Source organism: Modestobacter sp. URMC 112, from assembly GCF_053502575.1.
Window position 1 is genome coordinate 4,798,350 of sequence record NZ_CP199957.1, and the last position, 18,802, is coordinate 4,817,151.

The following is an 18,802-nucleotide window of genomic DNA, read 5'->3' on the forward strand; positions in this document are numbered from 1 at the left end:
GATCAGGGACATCATGCCTCGCCGCTCGCTCCGCTGGCTCCTCCCCCTGCTGGTCCTGCTGGTCTGGGTGGGGAGCGCGGCCCCGCTGAGCGCCCTTGGGGGCAAGCTCACCGGTCTGCAGGAGAACGACGTCGCGGCCTTCCTCCCCGACAGCGCGGAGTCCACCCGCGTCCAGGAGGTGCAGGCGGAGTTCCAGCCGACCAAGTCGATCCCGGCCCTCCTGCTCTGGGAGAGCGCGGACGGAATCGACCCGGCCACCCTGGGCGAGATCGGAGAGCGCGTCGGGGCGGCCGCGCGGGTGGCCGAGGACGCCGACGCGCTCGCCGGGGAGCCCTCGCCGCCCATCCCGTCGGAGGACGGCGAGGCGGTCCAGGCCTTCCTCCCCCTGGACCCCGACCTCGGCGACGCGCTGCTCCCCCTGGTCGAGGAGATGCGCGCCGCCATCGAGGTGGAGGGCACCGACTCCTTCGTCACCGGCCCGGCCGGCATCTTCGCCGACTTCTCCGCCGCCTTCGAGGGGATCGACGGCCTGCTGCTGCTCGCCGCGTTCGGCGTCGTCCTGGTGATCCTGCTGGTGGTCTACCGCAGCCCACTCCTGCCCCTGCTGGTCATCGGCACCGCCGGCCTGGCGCTCACCGCCGCCACCGCCGTCGCCTACCTGCTCGCCGACGGCGGCCTGATCGAGGTGAACGGCCAGAGCCAGGGCATCGCCTCGATCCTCGTCGTCGGTGCCGCCACCGACTACGGGTTGCTGCTGGTCGCCCGCTTCCGGGAGGAGCTCCGGCGGGAGCGCTCGAAGTACGCGGCGATGCGGACCGCGCTGCGCCGGTCGTGGGAGCCGATCGTGGCCTCCGGGGCCACGGTCGTCCTCGGCGTCCTCTGCCTGCTCCTCTCCGACCTCGGCGGCAACCGCGGGCTCGGCCCCATCTCCGCGGTCAGCGTCGCGCTCGCCGTCCTCGCCGCGCTCACCTTCCTCCCCGCGGCCCTGACGCTCCTCGGCCGGGCAGCGTTCTGGCCGTTCCGCCCGCAGTACGGCGCCGAGCCGAGGGAGGGCCGCGGCTGGCCGCGGGTCGCCGCGCTCGTCGGCCGCCGTCCCCGTCGGGTGCTCGCGGTGAGCACGCTGGCCCTGGTCGCCGCCGCCGTCTTCGCCCCGACCTTCGATGCCGACGGCATCCCGATCAGCGACACGATCCAGGGCGAGTCCAACGGGATCGCCGGCCAGGAGGCGCTGGGCCGCCACTTCGAGGCCGGCGCCGGCAGCCCGACGATCATCCTCACGCCGGAGGAGAGCTGGCAGGACGTCGCGGAGGTGGCCGGGGCCACGGACGGGGTGGGCTCGGTCGTCCCCTTCACCGCCGGCCCGCCGCTGCCGGGGGCGGAACCGCTCGTCGTGGACGGGCTGGTCCGGCTGGACGCCACCCTCGCGGTGACCCCGGACAGCGTCGCGGCGATCGAGACCGTGCAGGCGCTCCGGACGACGCTGGACGACGCCGACCCGCGGGCGATCGTCGGGGGCGAGACGGCCAGCAACCTCGACGCGCGGGAGAGCGGCGCCCGCGACCTGCGGGTGATCGTGCCCAGCGTGCTGGTGGTGATCACCCTCGTGCTGGCCCTGCTGCTGCGCTCGCTGGTGGCCCCGCTGCTGCTGGTCGCGACCGTCGTCCTCAGCGTCGGGGCCACGGTGGGTGTGGCCGCGCTGCTGTTCGACACGCTCTTCGGCTTCCCCGGCAGCGACCCGACGATCCTGCTGATCGCCTTCGTCTTCCTCGTCGCGCTCGGCATCGACTACAACATCTTCCTGATGACCCGCGCGCGGGAGGAGTCGGCGCGGCACGGCACGAAGGGCGGCGTGCTCCGCGCGCTCGCCGTCACCGGCGGGGTGATCACCAGCGCCGGCCTGGTGCTGGCCGCCACCTTCGGAGCGCTGTCTGTGCTGCCGCTGCTGTTCCTCGCCCAACTGGCGTTCCTGGTCGGCTTCGGGGTGCTGCTGGACACCTTCGTCGTCCGCTCGCTGGTCGTGCCGGCCGCCGTCGCGCTCATCGGTGACCGGGTGTGGTGGCCCAGCCGGCTGGCCCGGGGGCCGGCGGCCACGGGCCGGCACGCGGCCGACCGTCCGGAGGTCGCGGACCGGGAGGCCGCCCGCAGCGCCGGGTAGCGTCGGAGGACGTGCCTCAGGACGACGTTCGCCCCGCCACCGGCTCCTCCGCCGGGCTGCCGATCAAGATGCTGCACGACCGGCTGCTGGTCTCCCTGCGCCGGGAGGACGGCGACCGGCGGTCCAGCGGCGGGATCCTCATCCCGGCCACCGCCCAGGTGGCCAAGCGGCTGGTGTGGGGCGAGGCGCGGGCGGTCGGGCCGACGGTGCGCCAGATCAAGGTCGGCGACCAGGTGCTGTTCTCCCCCGAGGACCAGCACGAGGTCGAGGTGCACGGCGAGGACCTGATCATCCTGCGGGAGCGGGACGTGCACGCCGTCGCCGCCGAGCGGATCGAGGAGTCCACCGGGCTGTACCTCTAGCGACGGGCCCCGCCGACGCGCGGCGGGCCCTCTAGCAGACGCTCCGCGGGACGTCCGGCAGCGACACGCGGAGGGGGCGCGAGTGTTGCGATGTGACGAACTGGTCCCGTCGGGCTGTTGCCATCCGTCGTTGATGCGCCACACTGGGTGATCGCAGTCGACGAGTGGAGGACCGGGTGGTCATGTCGGGCTCAACCGGCCTGTCCCCTCCGGATGCCGGCCAGCCAGGCGTCGGCGTCGGCGAAGGCCGCGTCCGCGACCCGGTCGTCGACCGGCTTGCCCGGCTGGCGGTCCGCGCGCGGGTAGGAGCCCAGGAAGCGCACGTCGTCGCACAGCCGGTGCAGCGCGGCCAGCGCGTCGCCCACCCGGCGGTCGGCCACGTGGCCCTCGCAGTCGATCGAGAAGGAGTAGACGCCCAGTCGCTCCCTGGTGGGGCGCGACTCGATCCGGGTCAGGCTGATGCCCCGGACGGCGAGCTCGGAGAGCAGGTCCAGCAACGCCCCCGTGCGGTCGGCGACGACCGCGGTGACCGTCGTCTTGTCCGCGCCGGTGGGGGCGGGGAGCGGCCCCGGCCGGCTGACCAGCACGAACCGGGTGACCGCGCCCGGGTGGTCGGCCAGGTCGGTGGCCAGCGCGGTCAGCCCGTAGCGCTGGGCGGCGATGGGCGCGCACACCGCGGCGTCCCACTCCCCGGCGGCGACCCGGCGGGCCGCGTCGGCGGTGGACGCGGCCAGCACGACCTCCGCGCCGGGCAGCAGCCCGGCGACGGTGCCGCGGCACTGGGCGAGGGCGTGCGGATGGCTGGCGAGGGTGCCGACCTCGGCCGCCGTCGTCCCCGGGCGGACGGCGAGCACGAAGGCCACCTCGAGGAACACCTCGCGGGTGATGACCAGCGGCGACCCGCCCACCAGTCCGTCCATGGTGGCCGGGACCGAGCCCTCGACCGAGTTCTCCAGCGGGACCAGGGCGGCGTCGCAGGTGCCCGCCCGGACCGCGGCCAGGGCAGCGGGGACGCTGGGCTCGGGGTGCGCCTCACCCTCCGCGTCGGCACCGAGGATGCGGAGAGCGGCCTCGGCGAAGGTACCCTCAGGGCCGAGATAGGCGAACCTCGTCGGAGCTGTACCAGGCATCCGGCGAGGGTAGTGCGGCCGTGTCGGGGCAGGCGCCCGGCACGGGGGGAGCTGCCTCGTCACCGGCCGGCACCGCATCCGATGCGGCAGCCGACAGCTGAGTGGAGGAAGGCGTGACCCCCGGGCTCCCGGCCGTCGAGCAGGACGAGCTCGAGGCTGCCCGGTGGCGGCTGCTCGCCGCCAGCGACGCCGGTGACGCGCGGGCCTTCGGGGACGGCTTCGCCGCCGTCGAGGACGCCTTCCGCGCCACCAGCTCCCCCTGCTGGAGCGCCTGGGCCGGCGCCTTCGCCGCCCGAGCGCAACTGGACGGCGGAGACCCGGACGGCGCGGCGACCGACGTGGCCGCCGCCCGCGCCGACCTGGAGCGCTGCCCGCCGTCGGCCGAGCGCGCCCTGACCCTGGCCTACCTGGCGCACGTCGAGGTCACCGCCGACCGGTTCGACGCCGCGCTGCACCTGGCGGTGGACGCCAGCCTGCTCGCCGACCAGGCCAGCGGCGGGGAACCCAGCCGCGAGCTGCACCAGGCGCACTACTGGCTGTCCCTGGCGCTGACCCTCCTGGACCTGGAGGAGCTCGCCGCCGCCCAGGCGCTGCGCGGTTCCCGGGTGGCCGACGCGCTGCCCGACGTCGCCGACCGCTGGCAGCTGCTGCGGCTGAGCGCGCAGCAGCACGTGGAGCTCGCCCAGACCGTGCACCGCCGCGGCGACCTCCCCCGCTCCCGGGAGCTGGCGGACGTGGCACTGGGCTCCGCGGCCGCCGCCCGGGAGCTGCCGTGGCACCCGCCGGAGCCCGAGGAGGACCTGCTCGCCGTGGTCACCGCCTGGGCGATCACGCTGTCCGGGCGGCCGGAGGAGGCGCTCGCGCCGCTCCGCCGGGTCCGCGGGCGGGTGGAGGCCGACGGCGGGCTGCACCTGCTGGGCTACGCCGACCTGGTGCTCGCGCGACTGCTGTCCACGCAGTGCCGGGCCGAGGACGGCCCGGCCGCGGTCAGCGCCGCGGGCGACGAGGCCATCGGGCTGCTGGTGACCGCGGCCGGGGCCTTCGCCGCCGTGGGCGACCGGCGGCGGTACCGGCAGTGCCTGCTCGAGCTCGGGCAGGCGTCGGCCGCCCTGGGCCGCACCGCCGACGCGCTGCACTGGCTGGAGGCCTACCGCGCCGAGACCACCCGGGCGCACCTCCGGGGCCGGGAGCTGTGGGCGGAGATGTTCGTGCGCCGCAGCCGGCTGCGGGAGGCCCAGCGGCAGACCGCCGTGCTACGCCGGCACGCGATGGAGGACCCCCTGACCGGGCTGGGCAACCGGCGCAGCGCCGAGCGGCGGATGGCGGAGCTGGACTTCTCCGGGGGGCCGGTCTCGCTGGGCGTCGTCGACGTCGACGGCTTCAAGGCCGTCAACGACACCCGGTCGCACCTGCACGGCGACGCGGTGCTGCGCCGGGTCGCCGAGCTGCTGCGCCAGCACAGCCGGACCGGCGACGAGGTGTACCGCTGGGCCGGCGACGAGTTCCTGGTCCTGCTGCCGGCGACCGCCGAGCCACAGGCGGTGGTGGCCATGGAGCGGCTGCGGACCGCCGTCGCCGCCGAGGACTGGACCGTGCTGGACGTCGGCACGCCGATCACCGTCAGCATCGGCGTGGCCACCGCGCAGCCGGACCGGACCGGCGGGCCGCACTCGTGGCGGTCGCTGTTCGACAGCGCCGACCTGCACCTGTTCGGCGCCAAGCGCGCCGGGCGCAACCGGGTGCGGGCCACGACCTCCGGCCAGGTCGCGCAGCCGACCGGCCGGGCCCTGCCGATGACGGCCTCCGTCGACGACCTCGTCGCCGAGGTGCTGGGCAGCCAGGCCGCCCGGCCGCCGGGGTGGGCGTTCGACGACGGCGAGGTCGCCTCGTGACCGTCCGCGCACCGCGGGGCCCACGGGGTCAGACCGGCGGCCCGGGCCGCGCGCGACGTGCCAGCACCGGTCAGGTGCGTGACTCCGGCCCGGGCAGCAGGCAGAGTGCCCTCGTGCCACCCGGGGTCCTGCACCAGCAGGTGAGCTCTGCGCTCGCCAACTGGCAGTTGGAGACCGCCGAGCAGCTGCTCACCGAGATCGACGGCACGCTGCCCGTGCCCGCGGCCGAGCGGACCGCCGCACCGCTCACCTCGCTGGCCCGCGCGTGGGCCGACACGCTGCGCGCCGAGCTGCTGGTCCGCCGGTTGCGCCGGGCCGGCTGGTCGCTGCTCGGCGACCCGCTGGTCGAGGGCGGCCCGGAGCAGGACCCGGCCCTGGACCTGCACACCGGCATGGCAGGGCTGCACCCCGACGCGCCCGACCCCGACGGTGCCGGGACCACCGGAGCCGGCGACGCCGACCCGGCCGCCGCCCCCCAGCCCGACGCCGACGGTCCCGCGCCCGCCACCCCGGGGCCGGGCGGCGAGGGCCGGGCCGAGTCGGCCACCCACGCCGCCCTCGCCGTCGCGCTGGTCCGCTCCGCCAGGGCGGCCTTCGACGCCCAGGACGACGACGTGCAGCGGGCCGCCGGGCTCGTCCGGCACGCCCGCATCGAGCTGCTCTCCCGCCGGGTCGACGCGGCGATGGACGAGGCGGTCGAGGCCGCCAGCCTGCTGGACCCGGCACTGCCGGCCAGCCCGCTGCTGGTGGACACCCTGGGCTCACTGGCCGCGGTGCTCGCCGACCTGGAGCTGATGCCGCTGGCGCTGGACTACCAGCGGCGCGCCGCCGAGACCGCGCAGGCGGCCGCCGAGCAGGCGACCGGTGAGGTCCGCGCGGGCGAGCGGCCGCCGCACGCGGTCGCCGCCGAGGCGGCCACCCACCTGGCCGCGCTGTGCGCCGAGGTGGGCGAGGGCCTGCTCGACGACGGCAGCTCCGAGGCCGCGGCCCCGCACTTCGCCGAGGCGCGGGAGCTCACCGCGCGGGCACTGGCGCAGCTGGGGCCCGACGACCCCGGCGTCCTGGAGGCCCAGGTCGTGCACGGCTGGGCCCTGGTCGGGGTCGGCGAGCCCGGCGCCGCCGTGGCGCTGCTGTCCACCGCGATCCGCGCGGCCACCGTGTCCGGCGACGTCGAGCTGACTGCGTCGGCGGAGCTCGGGCTGGGCCGCGCGCTGCGCCGGTCCGGGGACCGCCGGGCCGCCGACGACCACCTGGCGACGGCGCTCACGCTGAGCACCGAGCAGGGGCTGCCCCGGCTGCGGCGGGCCGCGCTCCGCGAGCTGTGCACGCTGCACGCCGAGCTGGACGACGCCGCCCGGGCGCTGCCCTACCTGCAGGCCTACCTCGCCGACGAGCTGGACCGGGTCGACGAGCGGCGCACCCGCTGGGTGGAGCTGTTCGGCCGCCGCAAGAGCCTGCTGGAGACCGAGCGGGCCGCCGGCCAGCTGCGCCGGCAGGCCTACGAGGACACCCTGACCCACCTGCCCAACCGCCGGTACGCCGAGGCCCGGCTGGACGGGCTGCTCACCGCCGGCAGCGCACCCGCCCTCGCCGTCGTGGACATCGACCGGTTCAAGTCGATCAACGACGCCGCCGGTCACCCCGGCGGGGACGCGGTGCTGCGCGCGGTCGGCCAGCTGCTGGTGGACGGGTGCCGCGACACCGACGAGGTGTGCCGCTGGGCCGGCGACGAGTTCGTCATCCTGCTGCCGGACACCACCGCCGAGCAGGCCGAGCGGGCGATGGAGCGCATCCGCCGCTCCATCGCCGTGCACGACTGGTCCTCCCTGGGCGTCGACGTGCCGGTCACCATCAGCGTCGGCATCGCCTCGGCCGCCCGCGGGGACGACCGGCGCACGCTGTTCGCCGCGGCCGACGGCGTGCTCTTCGAGGCCAAGCGGGGTGGCCGGGACCGCGTCGTCCGGCTGTCCGACGTGACCCAGACGCTCCCCGGCGACCCCGGTCCCGACGACGACAGCACCTCCGACACCAGCACGGACACGACCGCCGACACGGCCCCGGACACGGTCGTCGCCGACGTCCCCGAGCCGGCCGGGACGACGGTTAGGGTCGGCGCCGTGAGCGCCCAACCGCTGGAGGACGGCCCCGGGGACCGGGACGACCGGGACGTCGTCGAGGACCCGGCCGACGCCGCGGGCGGGTTCGCCCCGCTGCTCGTCGAGCCCCCGGACGAGGCGCCGGAGCGCTCCCGCAGCCCGCTGGACGAGCTGTTCGGCTCGGCGCCGCGCGGGCGCACCATCGCCCCGGCACACGCCCCGGCACCCGCCCCGGCACCTGCCCCGGCACCGCCGCTCGCGCCGGTCGCCGCCGCCCAGGTCGCAGGCCCCCCGGCCCCCCGGGAGCTCGCCCTGCCGACCGGTCCGGACGTCATCTGGGGCACCGGCCGCAGCACCGAGCAGGTGCTGGCCCTGGTCCGCGAGGCGCGCCGGGAGTTCCCCGACCGCGCCGCCCTGGTCGTCCGGGCCACCGCCGACACCCTGGTCGCCCTGGCCAGCGAGCACGACGCGTACACGACGATGGACGCCGCCGCGATGGCCTGCGCGATCGGCCCGCTGCCCGAGCCCGTCGGCCGGGTCGGCGTGCTCTGCGCCAGCAGCGGCGACACCCCGATCGCCGCCGAGGCCGCCTTCGTCGCCCGGGTCACCGGCAGCGAGACCGTCCGGGTGGACGACGTCGGCGGCAGCCGGATGCGCCCGCTGCTCAGCGACCCGTCGCTGCTCACCGACGTCGACTGCCTGGTCGTCGTCGCGGGGCTGGACGCGTCCCTGGCCGGCGTGGTGAGCGGGCTGACCGACGTCCCGATCGTCGCCGTCCCCACCTCGACCGGACAGCCGAGCTCGTTCGGCGGCTTCGGCGCGCTGCTGACCATGCTGAACTCGGCGGCGCCCGGCGTGGTGGTCAGCAACATCGACAACGGCTGGTCCGCCGGCGTCTTCGCCGCCCGGATCGCGCGGCGTACATCGCGATCCTGACGGACCGCACCGCGGCCAGGAGCCGTCCCCCCGTCGCGTCGAGCCGTCGCCCGTACGGCAGCCGTGGCCGGCCCGGCATGATCGCCTCGTGATCGGCTGGCTGGATCTCTCCGCGGGTGCGTCCGGGGACATGCTGCTCGGGGCGCTGGTCGACGCCGGGGTGCCGCTGGAGGTGCTGGGCTCCGCCGTCGCCGCGCTGCCCGTGGAGCCGGTGGCACTCACCACCGAGGCGGTCACCCGGCACGGGCTCGGTGCCACCCGGGTGCACGTGCACGCCCCGGCCACCGACGCCCACCGGACCTGGGCCGACGTCCGGGACCTGCTGACCACCGCGGCGCTCCCGCCGGCCGTGCGGGACGGCGCGCTGCAGGTCTTCGAGCGCCTGGCGGTCGCCGAGGGACGGGTGCACCGGGTGCCGCCCGCCGACGTGCACTTCCACGAGGTCGGCGCGTTGGACGCGCTGGCCGACGTGGTCGGCGTGGTCGCCGGGTTCGAGCACCTGGCCCTCACCCGGCTCACCGCCTCGCCGGTGGCCCTGGGCAGCGGGTCGGCCCGCGGCGCCCACGGCGTGGTGCCGGTGCCGGGCCCCGCCGTCCTGGAGCTGCTCGCCGGCGTCCCGGTGCTGGCCGGGCCGGTGCCGGCGGAGACCTGCACCCCGACCGGAGCGGCGCTGCTGGCCGCCCGGGTGCAGGAGTGGACGGCGCTGCCCGCCATGCGCGTGCAGCGGGTGGGCAGCGGCGCCGGCGGCCGGGACCCGGTCGAGCACCCCAATCTGGTGCGGCTGGTGCTCGGGGAGCCGGCCGAGCTGCCGGCCGGGGACGGGGACGTGCTGCTGGAGGCCAACGTCGACGACCTCGACCCCCGCCTCTGGCCCGGGGTGCTCGCCGACCTGCTGGCCGCCGGCGCCGCCGACGCGTGGCTGACGCCGATCCTGATGAAGAAGGGCCGTCCGGCGCACACCCTGTCGGTGCTGTGCGTCCCGGCCCGGGCGGCCGCCGTCCAGGAGGTCGTGCTGGCGGCCACGACCACCATCGGCCTGCGCCGCCAGCCGGTGCAGAAGGTCGCGCTGGAGCGCGTGCAGGACCGGGTGCCGGTGCTCGGCGGGGAGGTCGGGGTGAAGGTGGCCCGGTCGGCCGGCCGGGTGGTCAACGTCAGCGTGGAGTTCGAGGACGTCGCGGCGCTCGCCCGGGACCGGGGGCTGCCGGTCAAGGAGGTGCTGCGGGCGGCCACCGCAGCGGCGCACCGGGCCCTTCCCGGGGCGTCGGCTAGGCTGGCGCACCGAGAAGGGGAGTAGCCCCCCGACCGTTGGTCGACATGCTGGCGCGATGGTGCGCCCGGTCAGCGGGCCCGCACCCCGGTGCGGGTGGGCGAGACCTTCGACCCGCAGTCCACCCGTCGGTGCGCTGCCGGTCGGAGGCGTCTGCGCACCCGGTCGGCGGCGCGAGCAGAGAAGAGCACGAGTTGGTCCCCTCGGTCGTCCTGGCCGCGTTCGTCCTGGTGCTGCCCGTCGAGCTGCCGGACAAGACGTTGTTCGCCACGTTGGTGCTCGCCACCCGGTTCCCGGCCCTGCCGGTGTTCGTCGGCGTCGGGACGGCGTTCGGCCTGCAGGTGGCCATCGCCGTCACCGCCGGCAGCCTGCTGTCCCTGCTGCCCGAGGCGCTGGTCACCGCCGTGGTCGCGGCGCTGTTCCTGGTCGGCACCGTCCTGCTGTGGCGCAGCGCGTCCAGCGGTCCCGAGGAGGAGGAGGCCGCGGCCGCCGCCCGGGAGGAGACGTCGTTCCTGCGGGCCGCCACGATCTCCTTCGGCGTGCTGTTCGCCGCGGAGTGGGGCGACCTCTCCCAGCTGGCCACGGCCGGCCTGGCGGCCCGCTACGACGAGCCGGTCTCGGTGTTCCTGGGCGCCTGGGCCGCGCTGCTCGTGGTCTCCGGCCTGGCCGCGTTCCTGGGCCGGACGCTGGCCGACCGGCTGCCCATCGCGCTGATCCGCCGGGTGGCCGCCGTCCTGTTCCTGGTGTTCGCCGTGGTGGCGGTCGTGGAGACGGTCCGCATCCTCACCGGCTGACCTCCAGCGGCTGACCCGGAAGGGGCAGGCCGGTCGGCTGCCCTCAAGGGGCTCCCCCGCGCGGTCGACGTCTCCGGTGAGGGGCGACGGACGGCCCTCGTCAGACGGGAGTGGGTCATGGACACGATCCGGGTCGAGCAGTCGCAGGACCTCCTGGTGCAGACCGCGTCGGTGGTCGCCGCCCAGCGGGAGTTCGCCACGCGCCTGCGCCGCCGGACCATCCGCGACCCGCTCACCGGCCTGCCGGTCCGCAGCCTGCTGGTCGACCGGCTCGAGCTGTCGCTGGCCGCCGCCGGGCCCGGTGCCGGGCGGCTGGCCGTGCTCTCCTGCGAGCTGGACGGGCTGGCCGCCGTGGAGCACGGGCACGGTCCCACCGTCGCCGACTCCGCCCGCAGCGAGGCCGCGGGCCGGCTGGTCAACGCCGTCCGGCAGGGCGACCTGGTCGCCCGGGTGGGCAGCGAGACCTTCGTCCTGCTCTGCCCGGGGATCGTCGACCCGGCCGACGCCGGGCTGATCGCCGAGCGGGTGGCCCTGTCCTTCGGCGAGCCGCTGCGCCCCACGCCCGACGTCCCCGTCGCGGTGCGGGTCAGCGTCGGGGCGGCACTGTCCGGCCGGGACTCCACGCCGGAGTCCCTGCTGGCCGCCGCGGACGGGGCGATGGCCCGTGTCCGCGCCGACCGGCTGGCCGCCCGCGGCTGACCGACCGTCAGCGCAGGGTGGGGATCCAGTCCGCCAGCGCCCGGCCGACCTCGTCCGGTGCGTCCTCCGGGACGAAGTGCGACCCGGGCACGGTCACCTCGGTGAGCGCCGGCCAGCGCCGGACCACCGTGCGCATCCGGCCGACCAGGATCGACCCCGGGTCGGCGTCGATGAACAGCTTGGGCACCGAGCTGCTGCCCAGCCACGTGCGGTAGCGGTCGACCCGGTCGCGCACCGAGGGAGGCGCGCCCTCGATCGGCAGCTGCCGCGGCCACTCCAGCGTGGGCCAGCGGTCGGCCGGCTCGCGGAACGGGGCCCGGTACCGCTCGTGCGCCTCCGGCGACAGACCGCGCAGCACCGACGCCGGCAGGATCTTCTCCACGAAGGCGTTCTGCTCCAGCACGACCTCCTCGCCCCGCGGGCCCCGCATCGTCTGGAAGATGCGCTTGGCCGCGCGCGGCCAGTCCGCCCAGAGCAGCGGGGCGACGATCGCCTCGGTGAAGGCGATCCCGCGGACGGCGCCGGGGTGCTGCGCGGCCCAGTCGAAGCCCAGCCCGGAGCCCCAGTCGTGCAGCACCAGGGTGACCCGCTCGGTCACCCCGACCTCCCGGAGGAAGCCGGCGAGGAAGTCCGCGTGGGTGGCGAAGGAGTACGTGCCCCGGCCGGGGTCGGGCAGCTTCGCCGACTCCCCCATGCCGATCAGGTCCGGGGCGATGCACCGCCCCAGGTGCCGCACGTACGGGATGACGTTGCGCCAGAGGTAGGACGACGTCGGGTTGCCGTGCAGGAAGACGATCGGGTCGCCCGAGCCGACGTCGACGTAGGCCATCTCGGACCCGTCCACCCGCACCCGGGAGCGGGGGAACGGGTCGTCGGCGGGCACGGGCGGGCGCGTGTCGGTGGGCATCCCCCGATGCTGTCAGCGCGGATGCGACCCTGCCGTTCGGGGGCCCGGGGCTGCCCGGCTCCCGGCCCGTCAGCCGGTGGCCGCCAGGTGGCCGCCGCGGCGGAGTCGGACGGTGAGCACGCTGGGGATCCGTTGGAGTCGGGCAGCCAAGAGGTCGGCTCCCGGCGCGTCGACGACGCAGTCGACGCTCAGTCGCCACCGCCCCGATCCGGCCTCCTCCGCCTCGAAGCGGGTGATCGCGTAGTTGCGCCCGGTCAGCAGGGTCAGGATGCGCTGGACGCCGGCGACGTCGCAGACGAGGACGGCGACCTTGGCGGTGGCCCGGGCATCGGCGTGGTGGTGGTGCGGGGACATGGGGTGGTCCTCCGGGCCCGCTGGCCCTCGGTCGGACGTGGGTGCTCTCGATCGCACTGCCCCGGACCCGCCGGCGCGAGAGTCACTCGCCGGAGGGCCCGCACCGAATCAGTCGTCCACGCACGGGCCGAACACTAGTTCGGCACCCCGGACGTGGCAATGCTTGACCCTGACGCAGCGTCAGCGGAAGGACCGGCCTGCCCCCCGCGCCTCGCAGGCTCGGCGCGGGCCCCTGCAGGCCGGCCTGGTGCCGGCTGGCCGGTGTCACGGTGCGCACGCTGCACCACTACTCGAAGGACACCGCTGCCCCCCACCACTCGCAGGCTCGCGGCGGGGCCCTGCAGCGAGGCCAAAAGGACTTGCAGCGGCTGGCAGCGTGTCATGTGGCCCGCCTGCAGGGGCCCACGCCGAGCTCGCGAGGCTGGGGGGCAGGCGGGTCCTCCCGCTGCGCCGGCAGCACCGGCTGCTGCGGGAACGGCTCGAGCGCACCCAGGCCATGGTCGCGGCCGTCGAGAAGGAGATGGAGGCACGGCAGATGGGGATCTCGCTGACCCCGGAGGAACGGTTCGAGGTGTTCGGCGACTGGCTGCCCGAGGAGTACGCGGCCGAGGCCGAGGAGAAGTGGGGCGACACCGAGGCCTGGGCGCAGTCCCAGCGGCGCACGGCGGCTCTGTCCAAGGAGGACTGGCTGCGGGTCAAGGCCGAGGGGGACGACGTCGAGCGGCGGTTCGCCGAGGCGCTGGCCGGCGGGGTCCCCGCCGACTCGGCGACCGCGATGGACCTGGCCGAGGAGCACCGGCAGCAGATCAGCCGGAACTTCTACGACTGCTCGCCGGAGGTGCACGCGGGCCTGGGCCGGATGTACGTGGAGGACGAGCGGTTCACCGCCCACTACGAGCAGGTCGCGCCGGGTCTGGCGCAGTACGTGAGCACCGCCGTGCAGGCCAACGCCGCCCGCCAGGGCGGCTGACGCCACCGCGCCCCAGGCGCCGGTACGACGCTGTGGCGGGCGCCACAGCGTCGTACCGCTGGACGGACCGGTCCGGGCCGCATCCTGGCGGGGTGGGGTGGGTGGTCGCGCGGCTGCAGCAGCCGTGGGTGCAGCGGGCGGTCCGGGCGGCGCCGGCGGCGGGGCTGTCCTGGCAGGCGGCGCTGCTGCTGCCGCCCGCGCTCGCGCAGCACGCCCACCACGCACCGCTGGGCGCGGTGATCGCGGTGGGCCCGACGGTCGCCGACTCCGCCTCCGCGGCCTGGCGGAGCCTCCTGGCCCTCCTGGCCGGGTTCTCGCCGGCCGTGGCCCTCCACGAGGTCACGAGCTGGGTCGGCTTCGCCGCCATCCTCGTGCTCACCGTCGGGATCCACCGCTCCCTGCAGACGCTGGAGGCACACGTCCGCTTCCCGCAGCCGGTCCCGGCCGACCGGTGAGCCGCATCGGTGAGGTCGTCGTGCCCAGCCGCCTGGGCACCCCGTTCCGCTGGCTGCTCGCCTCCTCGTGGACGTCGAACCTGGGCGACGGCATCGCACTGGCCGCCGGGCCGCTGCTGGTGGCGTCCCTGACCGAGGACGCCTTCCTCGTCGCCCTGGCCGCGACGGTGCAGTGGCTGCCCCCGCTGCTGTTCGGCCTGGTCGCCGGCGCGCTGGCCGACCGGCTGGACCGGCGGCTGATCGTGGCCACCGTCGACGTCCTCCGGGCCGCCGTGCTGGCCGTGCTCACGGCGGCCGTGGCCACCGACTCCGTGTCCGTCGCCGCGGTGCTGGGCGCGCTGTTCGTGCTGGCCACCGCGGAGGTGTTCGCGGACAACAGCTCGCAGACCCTGCTCCCGATGCTGGTGGCCAGGGACGACCTCGCCGTCGCCAACTCACGGCTGATGACCGGCTTCATCACGGTGAACCAGCTGGCCGGTCCACCGCTGGGCGCGGCCCTGTTCACCGTGGGGGCGGCGTGGGCGCTCGGTGCCCAGGCGGTGGTGGTGTTGCTCGGCGCCGTCCTGGTCACCCGGGTGGTGCTGCCCTCCCGGCAGCGGGAGGAGGGTCCGCGGTCGGCGCTGCGGACCGACATCGCCGAGGGCCTGCGCTGGGTGCGCACCAACCCCGCCGTCCGGACGCTGGTGCTGACCATCACCATCTTCAACGTCACCTTCGGCGCCGCCTGGTCGGTGCTGGTGCTCTACGCCACCGAGCGGCTGGGCCTGGGCGAGGTGGGCTTCGGCCTGCTGACCACGGTCAGCGCGGCCGGGGGCGTGGCGGGGTCCGCCGCGTACGGCTGGATCACCCGGCGGGTGTCCCTCGGCGACCTGATGCGGGTCGGCCTGGTCATCGAGACGCTCACCCACCTGGCGCTGGCGCTCACCTCGAGCCCCTGGGTCGCCCTGCCGGTGTTCTTCGTGTTCGGGGCGCACGCCTTCGTCTGGGGGACGACGTCCATCGCCGTGCGGCAGCGGGCGGTCCCCCAGCCGCTGCAGGGACGGGTGGGCAGCGTCAACATGGTCGGCGTCTTCGGCGGGCTGGTGGTCGGCTCGGGCATCGGCGGCGTGCTCGCCCAGCACGGCGGGGTGACCGCCCCGTTCTGGTTCGCCTTCGCCGGCTCGGCGGTGTTCGTCGTGCTCATCTGGCACTCGCTGCGGCACGTCGCGCACGCGGACGAGCAGCCGGCCCCCGCGCCGGACTGATCCGGCCGACAGGCCTTGCCCACCGTCCCCGTGCGCGGGACGCTCCCGGCATGGCCTACGACCGGGAGCTCGCCGACCGCCTGCGCGCCGCGCTCTCCACCGAGCCGGCGGTGACCGAGAAGGCGATGTTCGGCGGCCTGGCGTTCATGGTCGACGGCGCCATGGCGGTGGCCGTCAGCGGCCAGGGCGGGCTGATGGTCCGCTGCGACCCGCGGCAGACCGACGAGCTGGTCGCCGCCGACGGCGTGGCCCGGATGGTCATGCGCGGCCGGGAGCTCGACGGCTGGCTGCGGGTGGCGGCCGAGGCCGTGGACGACGAGGAGGCCCTGCGCCGCTGGGTGGCGATCGGCCGCGACGTCGCCCGGAGCCTGCCTGCCCGGTGACGAAGGCCCCCGCGCCCCCGCAGCCGCCCCCCAGGGCTTTTTCGGGCTCAAGTACGCGTGCTTGAGCCCGAAAGAGCCCGGTGGGGGCGCTGATCAGACCCGGATGAGCAGCTCGCCGTGCAGCATGCCGAGCCAGCCGTCGTCCGCGGCGGCCCAGCGCAGCCAGGCCGCGGCGACCTCCTCCAGCTCCGCCGTCGTCGCCAGGCCGTAGTCGACGGCCTGCTCGGCGAAGGCCGACCCGGTCGCCCGGCCGGCCCACGACCGCCCCCACCACTCCCGCTCGGCCGGACCGGCGTAGCAGTACGTGCTCGCGGTCGCCGTGGTGTCCCGCAGCCCGGCCGCGTGCGCCCAGGACAGCAGCCGCCGCCCGGCGTCGGGCTCGGCCCGGTTGTGCCGGGCCACCCGTGAGTAGAGGTCCAGCCAGCGGTCCAGGCCCGGGTCGGCGGGGAACCACGTGGTGGCGGCGTAGTCGACGTCCCGGACGGCGACCACCCCGCCGGGCCGGCAGACCCGGGCCATCTCGCGCAGCGCGGCCACCGGGTCGGTGAGGTGCTGCAGCACCTGGTGGGCGTGGACCACGTCGACGGAGTCGTCCGCGGCGTCCAGGGCGTAGACGTCGCCGACGGCGAAGGTCACCGCGACGCCCTCCCGGTCGGCCAGCGCGCGGGCCTCGTCCAGCGGCGCCGGCGACACGTCCAGCCCCACCACCCGGCCCGGTGCCACCCGGCGCGCCAGGTCGACGGTGATGGTCCCCGGGCCGCAGCCCACGTCGAGGACGTCGAGCCCCGGGCGCAGCGACGGCAGCAGGTACGCCGCGGAGTTCTCCGCCGTCCGCCAGCGGTGCGACTGGAGGACCGGGTCGGCGTGCCCGTGGGTGTAGGTGTCCACGGTGGACAGCCTGCCGCACACCCCCGCTCCGGCGCCGCGGAGCGGGCAGGAAGGCCAGGACACGCCTGCACGGCGTTTCGCACCCCGCCGAGCGGGCAGGCACTGAGGTGTGGAACCCACCGCAGCCGTCTCTCCGGGCGCCCGCCCCGGCGGCATCGCGTTGGAGGAGGAGCCGGTCCGTCAGCTCCGGTTCACCGGCACGGTCACCAAGGACGTCGTCCGGGACTTCCGCGTCCGGGTCCGTCCGCAGGCCTGGCCCTCGAGGGTGGACCTCAGCGGGGTCGACGCCCTGGACGGCGCCGGCGTGGAACTGCTGCTGCACCTGGCCCGCAAGCAGAAGCGCTTCGGCGGCGAGCTGGAGATCGTCGCGCCGCCGGCCGCGCTGCGCCGGGCCATGGAGCAGGGCGGGTTGACCCGGATCGGGCACTGGGTGTCCGCGCCCGCCCCGGCCCCTCCTGCCCCGCCCCGGGACACTGCCGCCAGCGCCTGACCCGGCCCGGCTCGTCCGCGCGCGGCTGACCGCCCCGGGCGGCGCCCGGGGCGGTCAGCGAGACCGGCGGGGTCAGGGCCGGTCGGTGCGGGTCCGCCCGGTGAGCGCGTAGCCGAAGCTGAAGACGCCGGCCGGGTCGACCCGGCGCTTGACCTCCAGCAGCCGCTCGGCCACCGCGGGCGGGTAGGCGGCCACGACGTCGGCCGGGCCGCCGGCCTCGCCGAGGAAGTTGACCAGGCCCCCCGGCGCCGCCCAGGGGGCCAGTGCGCCCAGCACCCCGCGGCCGACCATCGGCGCCACCTCGGCCAGCTCCGGCACCGCGGGGGCGATGACGAAGGCCGACCACGGGGCGTCGCGGCCGGGCACGGCGTTGGGCACCCGCGGCTGCCGGCCGAGCGCACCGCCGAGCTGGCGCAGCTCCACCATCACCAGCGGCACCGGGACGTCGGGGCCGGCGGCGGCCAGCAGCGCGTCGACCGTTCCCTCCGTCAGCTCGGCGAGCAGCATCCCCTTCTCCCAGGCCGGCATCGGGTCGACCGGGTCCATGTGCACCGCGTCGAGCTCGGTGGGCAGCATCGGCCCGACGTGGCCGAGCAGGATGCCGCCGGCCGCCTTCATCGGGGCCAGCAGCGCCTCGGCGTCCGCTGGCGCCAGACCGGTGGACAGGAAGCGCAGGTGGACCGTCGTCGCCCCGCGCAGCGGCGGCGGCAGCTCGTCCATCGGCGGCAGCCGCAGCACCGCCACCGAAGTGGTGACCTCCTCCGGGAGGGTCGGCGCCCACTGCCGGTAGGCGTGCAGCACGGCCGCGGCGTCGGCGGCGGCGAAGAAGATCCCCCCGCCGTAGAGCTCGTCGCCGGGGAACAGGCCGATCTCGATGGCGGTGACGATGCCGAGGTTGGACTTGCTGCCGCGGACCGCCCAGAACAGCTCGGGCTCCTCGTCGGCGGAGGCGCGGTGCAGCACCCCGTCGGCGGTGACGATCTCCAGCGCCTGGACGGAGTCGGCGGCGAACCCGTGCTTGCGGCCCAGCGGGCCCACGCCGCCACCGAGGGTGTAGCCGACGACTCCGACGTCGGAGGAGGACCCGACCAGCGGGGTGAGCCCGTACTCGGTGGCGGCCTCGAGGACCTTCGCCCACTTGACCCCGGCCTGCACGCGGGCGACGCGGCGGTGCGGGTCCACGGCGACGCCCTGCATGCGCCGGGTGGAGATCAGCACGGCGCCCGTGACGGCGCGGACCGGGCCGTGGCCGGTGGCCTGGACGGCGACGGGCAGGTCGTGCTCGGCCGCCCAGCCGACGGCGGCGGCGACGTCGGCGGCGCAGGTGGCGCCCACGACGACGGCCGGGCGGTGCTGGAAGGCGAGGTTCCAGCAGGCGGCCTCGGCGGCCATGCCCTGCTCCCCCGCAGCGCCGCCCTCGCCGGCGAGGTAGACCGGCCCGTGCACCCGGCTGCGCAGCAGGTCCACGTCCGCCGCCGCGGGCGGCGCCGGGTCGGGCAGGCGGAGGACGGGGACGGCCTCCCCGGGGGCGGCCGAGGTGGGGGCAGCCGGGGTGGGGACGGGCAGGTCGGTGATGCTCATGTCGGACGTTTCCTCGGGCTCGTCGTCCGCGGCCGGTCGCCGCGGTGCTGAACGGGACGGACAGACCGTGCCGGGGCGCACTTGTGCCGGGCTGGAGAGCGACTGGGACCGCACCTGGGGCGGGACTGGGACCGGTGGAGAGGGCGGCCGCCGGGGCGGCGGCGGGCCTGGGCACCGGGGCCGAAGGGCTCCATACTCG

Annotated in this window: 17 protein-coding genes; 12 read left to right on the forward strand and 5 right to left on the reverse strand. The window is 76.4% G+C overall.

Features of this window, described 5'->3' with window-relative positions:
• Positions 1-13 precede the first annotated feature (13 nt).
• On the forward strand, positions 14-2,155 hold the full coding sequence (locus ACWIX6_RS22770) for an MMPL family transporter (protein WP_448614719.1): 2,142 nt from the start codon (positions 14-16) through the stop codon (positions 2,153-2,155).
• A gap of 11 nt (positions 2,156-2,166) precedes the next feature.
• Complete coding sequence (locus tag ACWIX6_RS22775; protein WP_448614720.1) at positions 2,167-2,517, forward strand: GroES family chaperonin; 351 nt, start codon at positions 2,167-2,169, stop codon at positions 2,515-2,517.
• A 191-nt stretch (positions 2,518-2,708) separates the two neighbouring features.
• Here the strand turns inward: ACWIX6_RS22775 and pheA are convergent, their stop codons facing one another.
• Complete coding sequence (pheA, locus tag ACWIX6_RS22780) at positions 2,709-3,647, reverse strand: prephenate dehydratase (protein ID WP_448614721.1); 939 nt, start codon at positions 3,645-3,647, stop codon at positions 2,709-2,711.
• Positions 3,648-3,760: 113 nt separating this feature from the next.
• Between pheA and ACWIX6_RS22785 the strand changes: the two genes are divergently transcribed.
• From ACWIX6_RS22785 to ACWIX6_RS22805, 5 genes are all read left to right on the forward strand, one after another.
• A complete protein-coding gene (locus ACWIX6_RS22785; RefSeq protein ID WP_448614722.1) occupies positions 3,761-5,539 on the forward strand; it encodes a GGDEF domain-containing protein in 1,779 nt (592 codons plus the stop codon).
• 113 nt (positions 5,540-5,652) lie between these two features.
• Complete coding sequence (locus ACWIX6_RS22790) at positions 5,653-8,571, forward strand: diguanylate cyclase domain-containing protein (RefSeq protein ID WP_448614723.1); 2,919 nt, start codon at positions 5,653-5,655, stop codon at positions 8,569-8,571.
• 88 nt (positions 8,572-8,659) lie between these two features.
• The gene (larC, locus tag ACWIX6_RS22795; protein ID WP_448614724.1) at positions 8,660-9,865 is read left to right on the forward strand and encodes a nickel pincer cofactor biosynthesis protein LarC; all 1,206 of its coding nucleotides are present in this window, start codon (positions 8,660-8,662) and stop codon (positions 9,863-9,865) included.
• A 167-nt stretch (positions 9,866-10,032) separates the two neighbouring features.
• Entirely contained in the window at positions 10,033-10,632 is a 600-nt protein-coding gene (locus ACWIX6_RS22800; protein WP_448614725.1) for a TMEM165/GDT1 family protein, read from the forward strand.
• Positions 10,633-10,749: 117 nt separating this feature from the next.
• Positions 10,750-11,331, forward strand: coding sequence for a GGDEF domain-containing protein (locus ACWIX6_RS22805; protein WP_448614726.1), 582 nt, complete (start codon positions 10,750-10,752; stop codon positions 11,329-11,331).
• A gap of 7 nt (positions 11,332-11,338) precedes the next feature.
• Here the strand turns inward: ACWIX6_RS22805 and ACWIX6_RS22810 are convergent, their stop codons facing one another.
• Positions 11,339-12,238, reverse strand: a complete 900-nt coding sequence (locus tag ACWIX6_RS22810) for a haloalkane dehalogenase (RefSeq protein ID WP_448614727.1) — start codon at positions 12,236-12,238, stop codon at positions 11,339-11,341.
• A gap of 69 nt (positions 12,239-12,307) precedes the next feature.
• The gene (locus ACWIX6_RS22815; protein ID WP_448614728.1) at positions 12,308-12,592 is read right to left on the reverse strand and encodes a hypothetical protein; all 285 of its coding nucleotides are present in this window, start codon (positions 12,590-12,592) and stop codon (positions 12,308-12,310) included.
• Positions 12,593-12,968: 376 nt separating this feature from the next.
• Here ACWIX6_RS22815 and ACWIX6_RS22820 point away from each other — a divergent pair, with 376 nt between their 5' ends.
• From ACWIX6_RS22820 to ACWIX6_RS22835, 4 genes are all read left to right on the forward strand, one after another.
• The gene (locus ACWIX6_RS22820) at positions 12,969-13,562 is read left to right on the forward strand and encodes a TipAS antibiotic-recognition domain-containing protein (protein ID WP_448614729.1); all 594 of its coding nucleotides are present in this window, start codon (positions 12,969-12,971) and stop codon (positions 13,560-13,562) included.
• Between the two features lie 92 nt (positions 13,563-13,654).
• Positions 13,655-14,017 (forward strand): hypothetical protein, encoded by a 363-nt coding sequence (locus ACWIX6_RS22825; RefSeq protein ID WP_448614730.1) that lies wholly within the window; start codon positions 13,655-13,657, stop codon positions 14,015-14,017.
• Positions 14,014-15,261, forward strand: a complete 1,248-nt coding sequence (locus tag ACWIX6_RS22830) for an MFS transporter (RefSeq protein ID WP_448614731.1) — start codon at positions 14,014-14,016, stop codon at positions 15,259-15,261. Before ACWIX6_RS22825 ends, ACWIX6_RS22830 begins: the two co-directional genes overlap by 4 nt.
• 50 nt (positions 15,262-15,311) lie before the next feature.
• Positions 15,312-15,644 (forward strand): TfoX/Sxy family protein, encoded by a 333-nt coding sequence (locus tag ACWIX6_RS22835; RefSeq protein WP_448614732.1) that lies wholly within the window; start codon positions 15,312-15,314, stop codon positions 15,642-15,644.
• Between the two features lie 93 nt (positions 15,645-15,737).
• On the opposite strand, the gene ACWIX6_RS22840 is transcribed toward ACWIX6_RS22835, so the two are convergent.
• Positions 15,738-16,532, reverse strand: a complete 795-nt coding sequence (locus ACWIX6_RS22840; protein ID WP_448614733.1) for a methyltransferase domain-containing protein — start codon at positions 16,530-16,532, stop codon at positions 15,738-15,740.
• A 109-nt stretch (positions 16,533-16,641) separates the two neighbouring features.
• On the opposite strand from ACWIX6_RS22840, the gene ACWIX6_RS22845 reads away from it, so the two are divergent.
• The gene (locus ACWIX6_RS22845; RefSeq protein WP_448614734.1) at positions 16,642-17,022 is read left to right on the forward strand and encodes an STAS domain-containing protein; all 381 of its coding nucleotides are present in this window, start codon (positions 16,642-16,644) and stop codon (positions 17,020-17,022) included.
• A gap of 72 nt (positions 17,023-17,094) precedes the next feature.
• On the opposite strand, the gene ACWIX6_RS22850 is transcribed toward ACWIX6_RS22845, so the two are convergent.
• Positions 17,095-18,603, reverse strand: coding sequence for an FAD-binding protein (locus tag ACWIX6_RS22850; protein ID WP_448614735.1), 1,509 nt, complete (start codon positions 18,601-18,603; stop codon positions 17,095-17,097).
• Between the last annotated feature and the right edge of the window lie 199 nt (positions 18,604-18,802).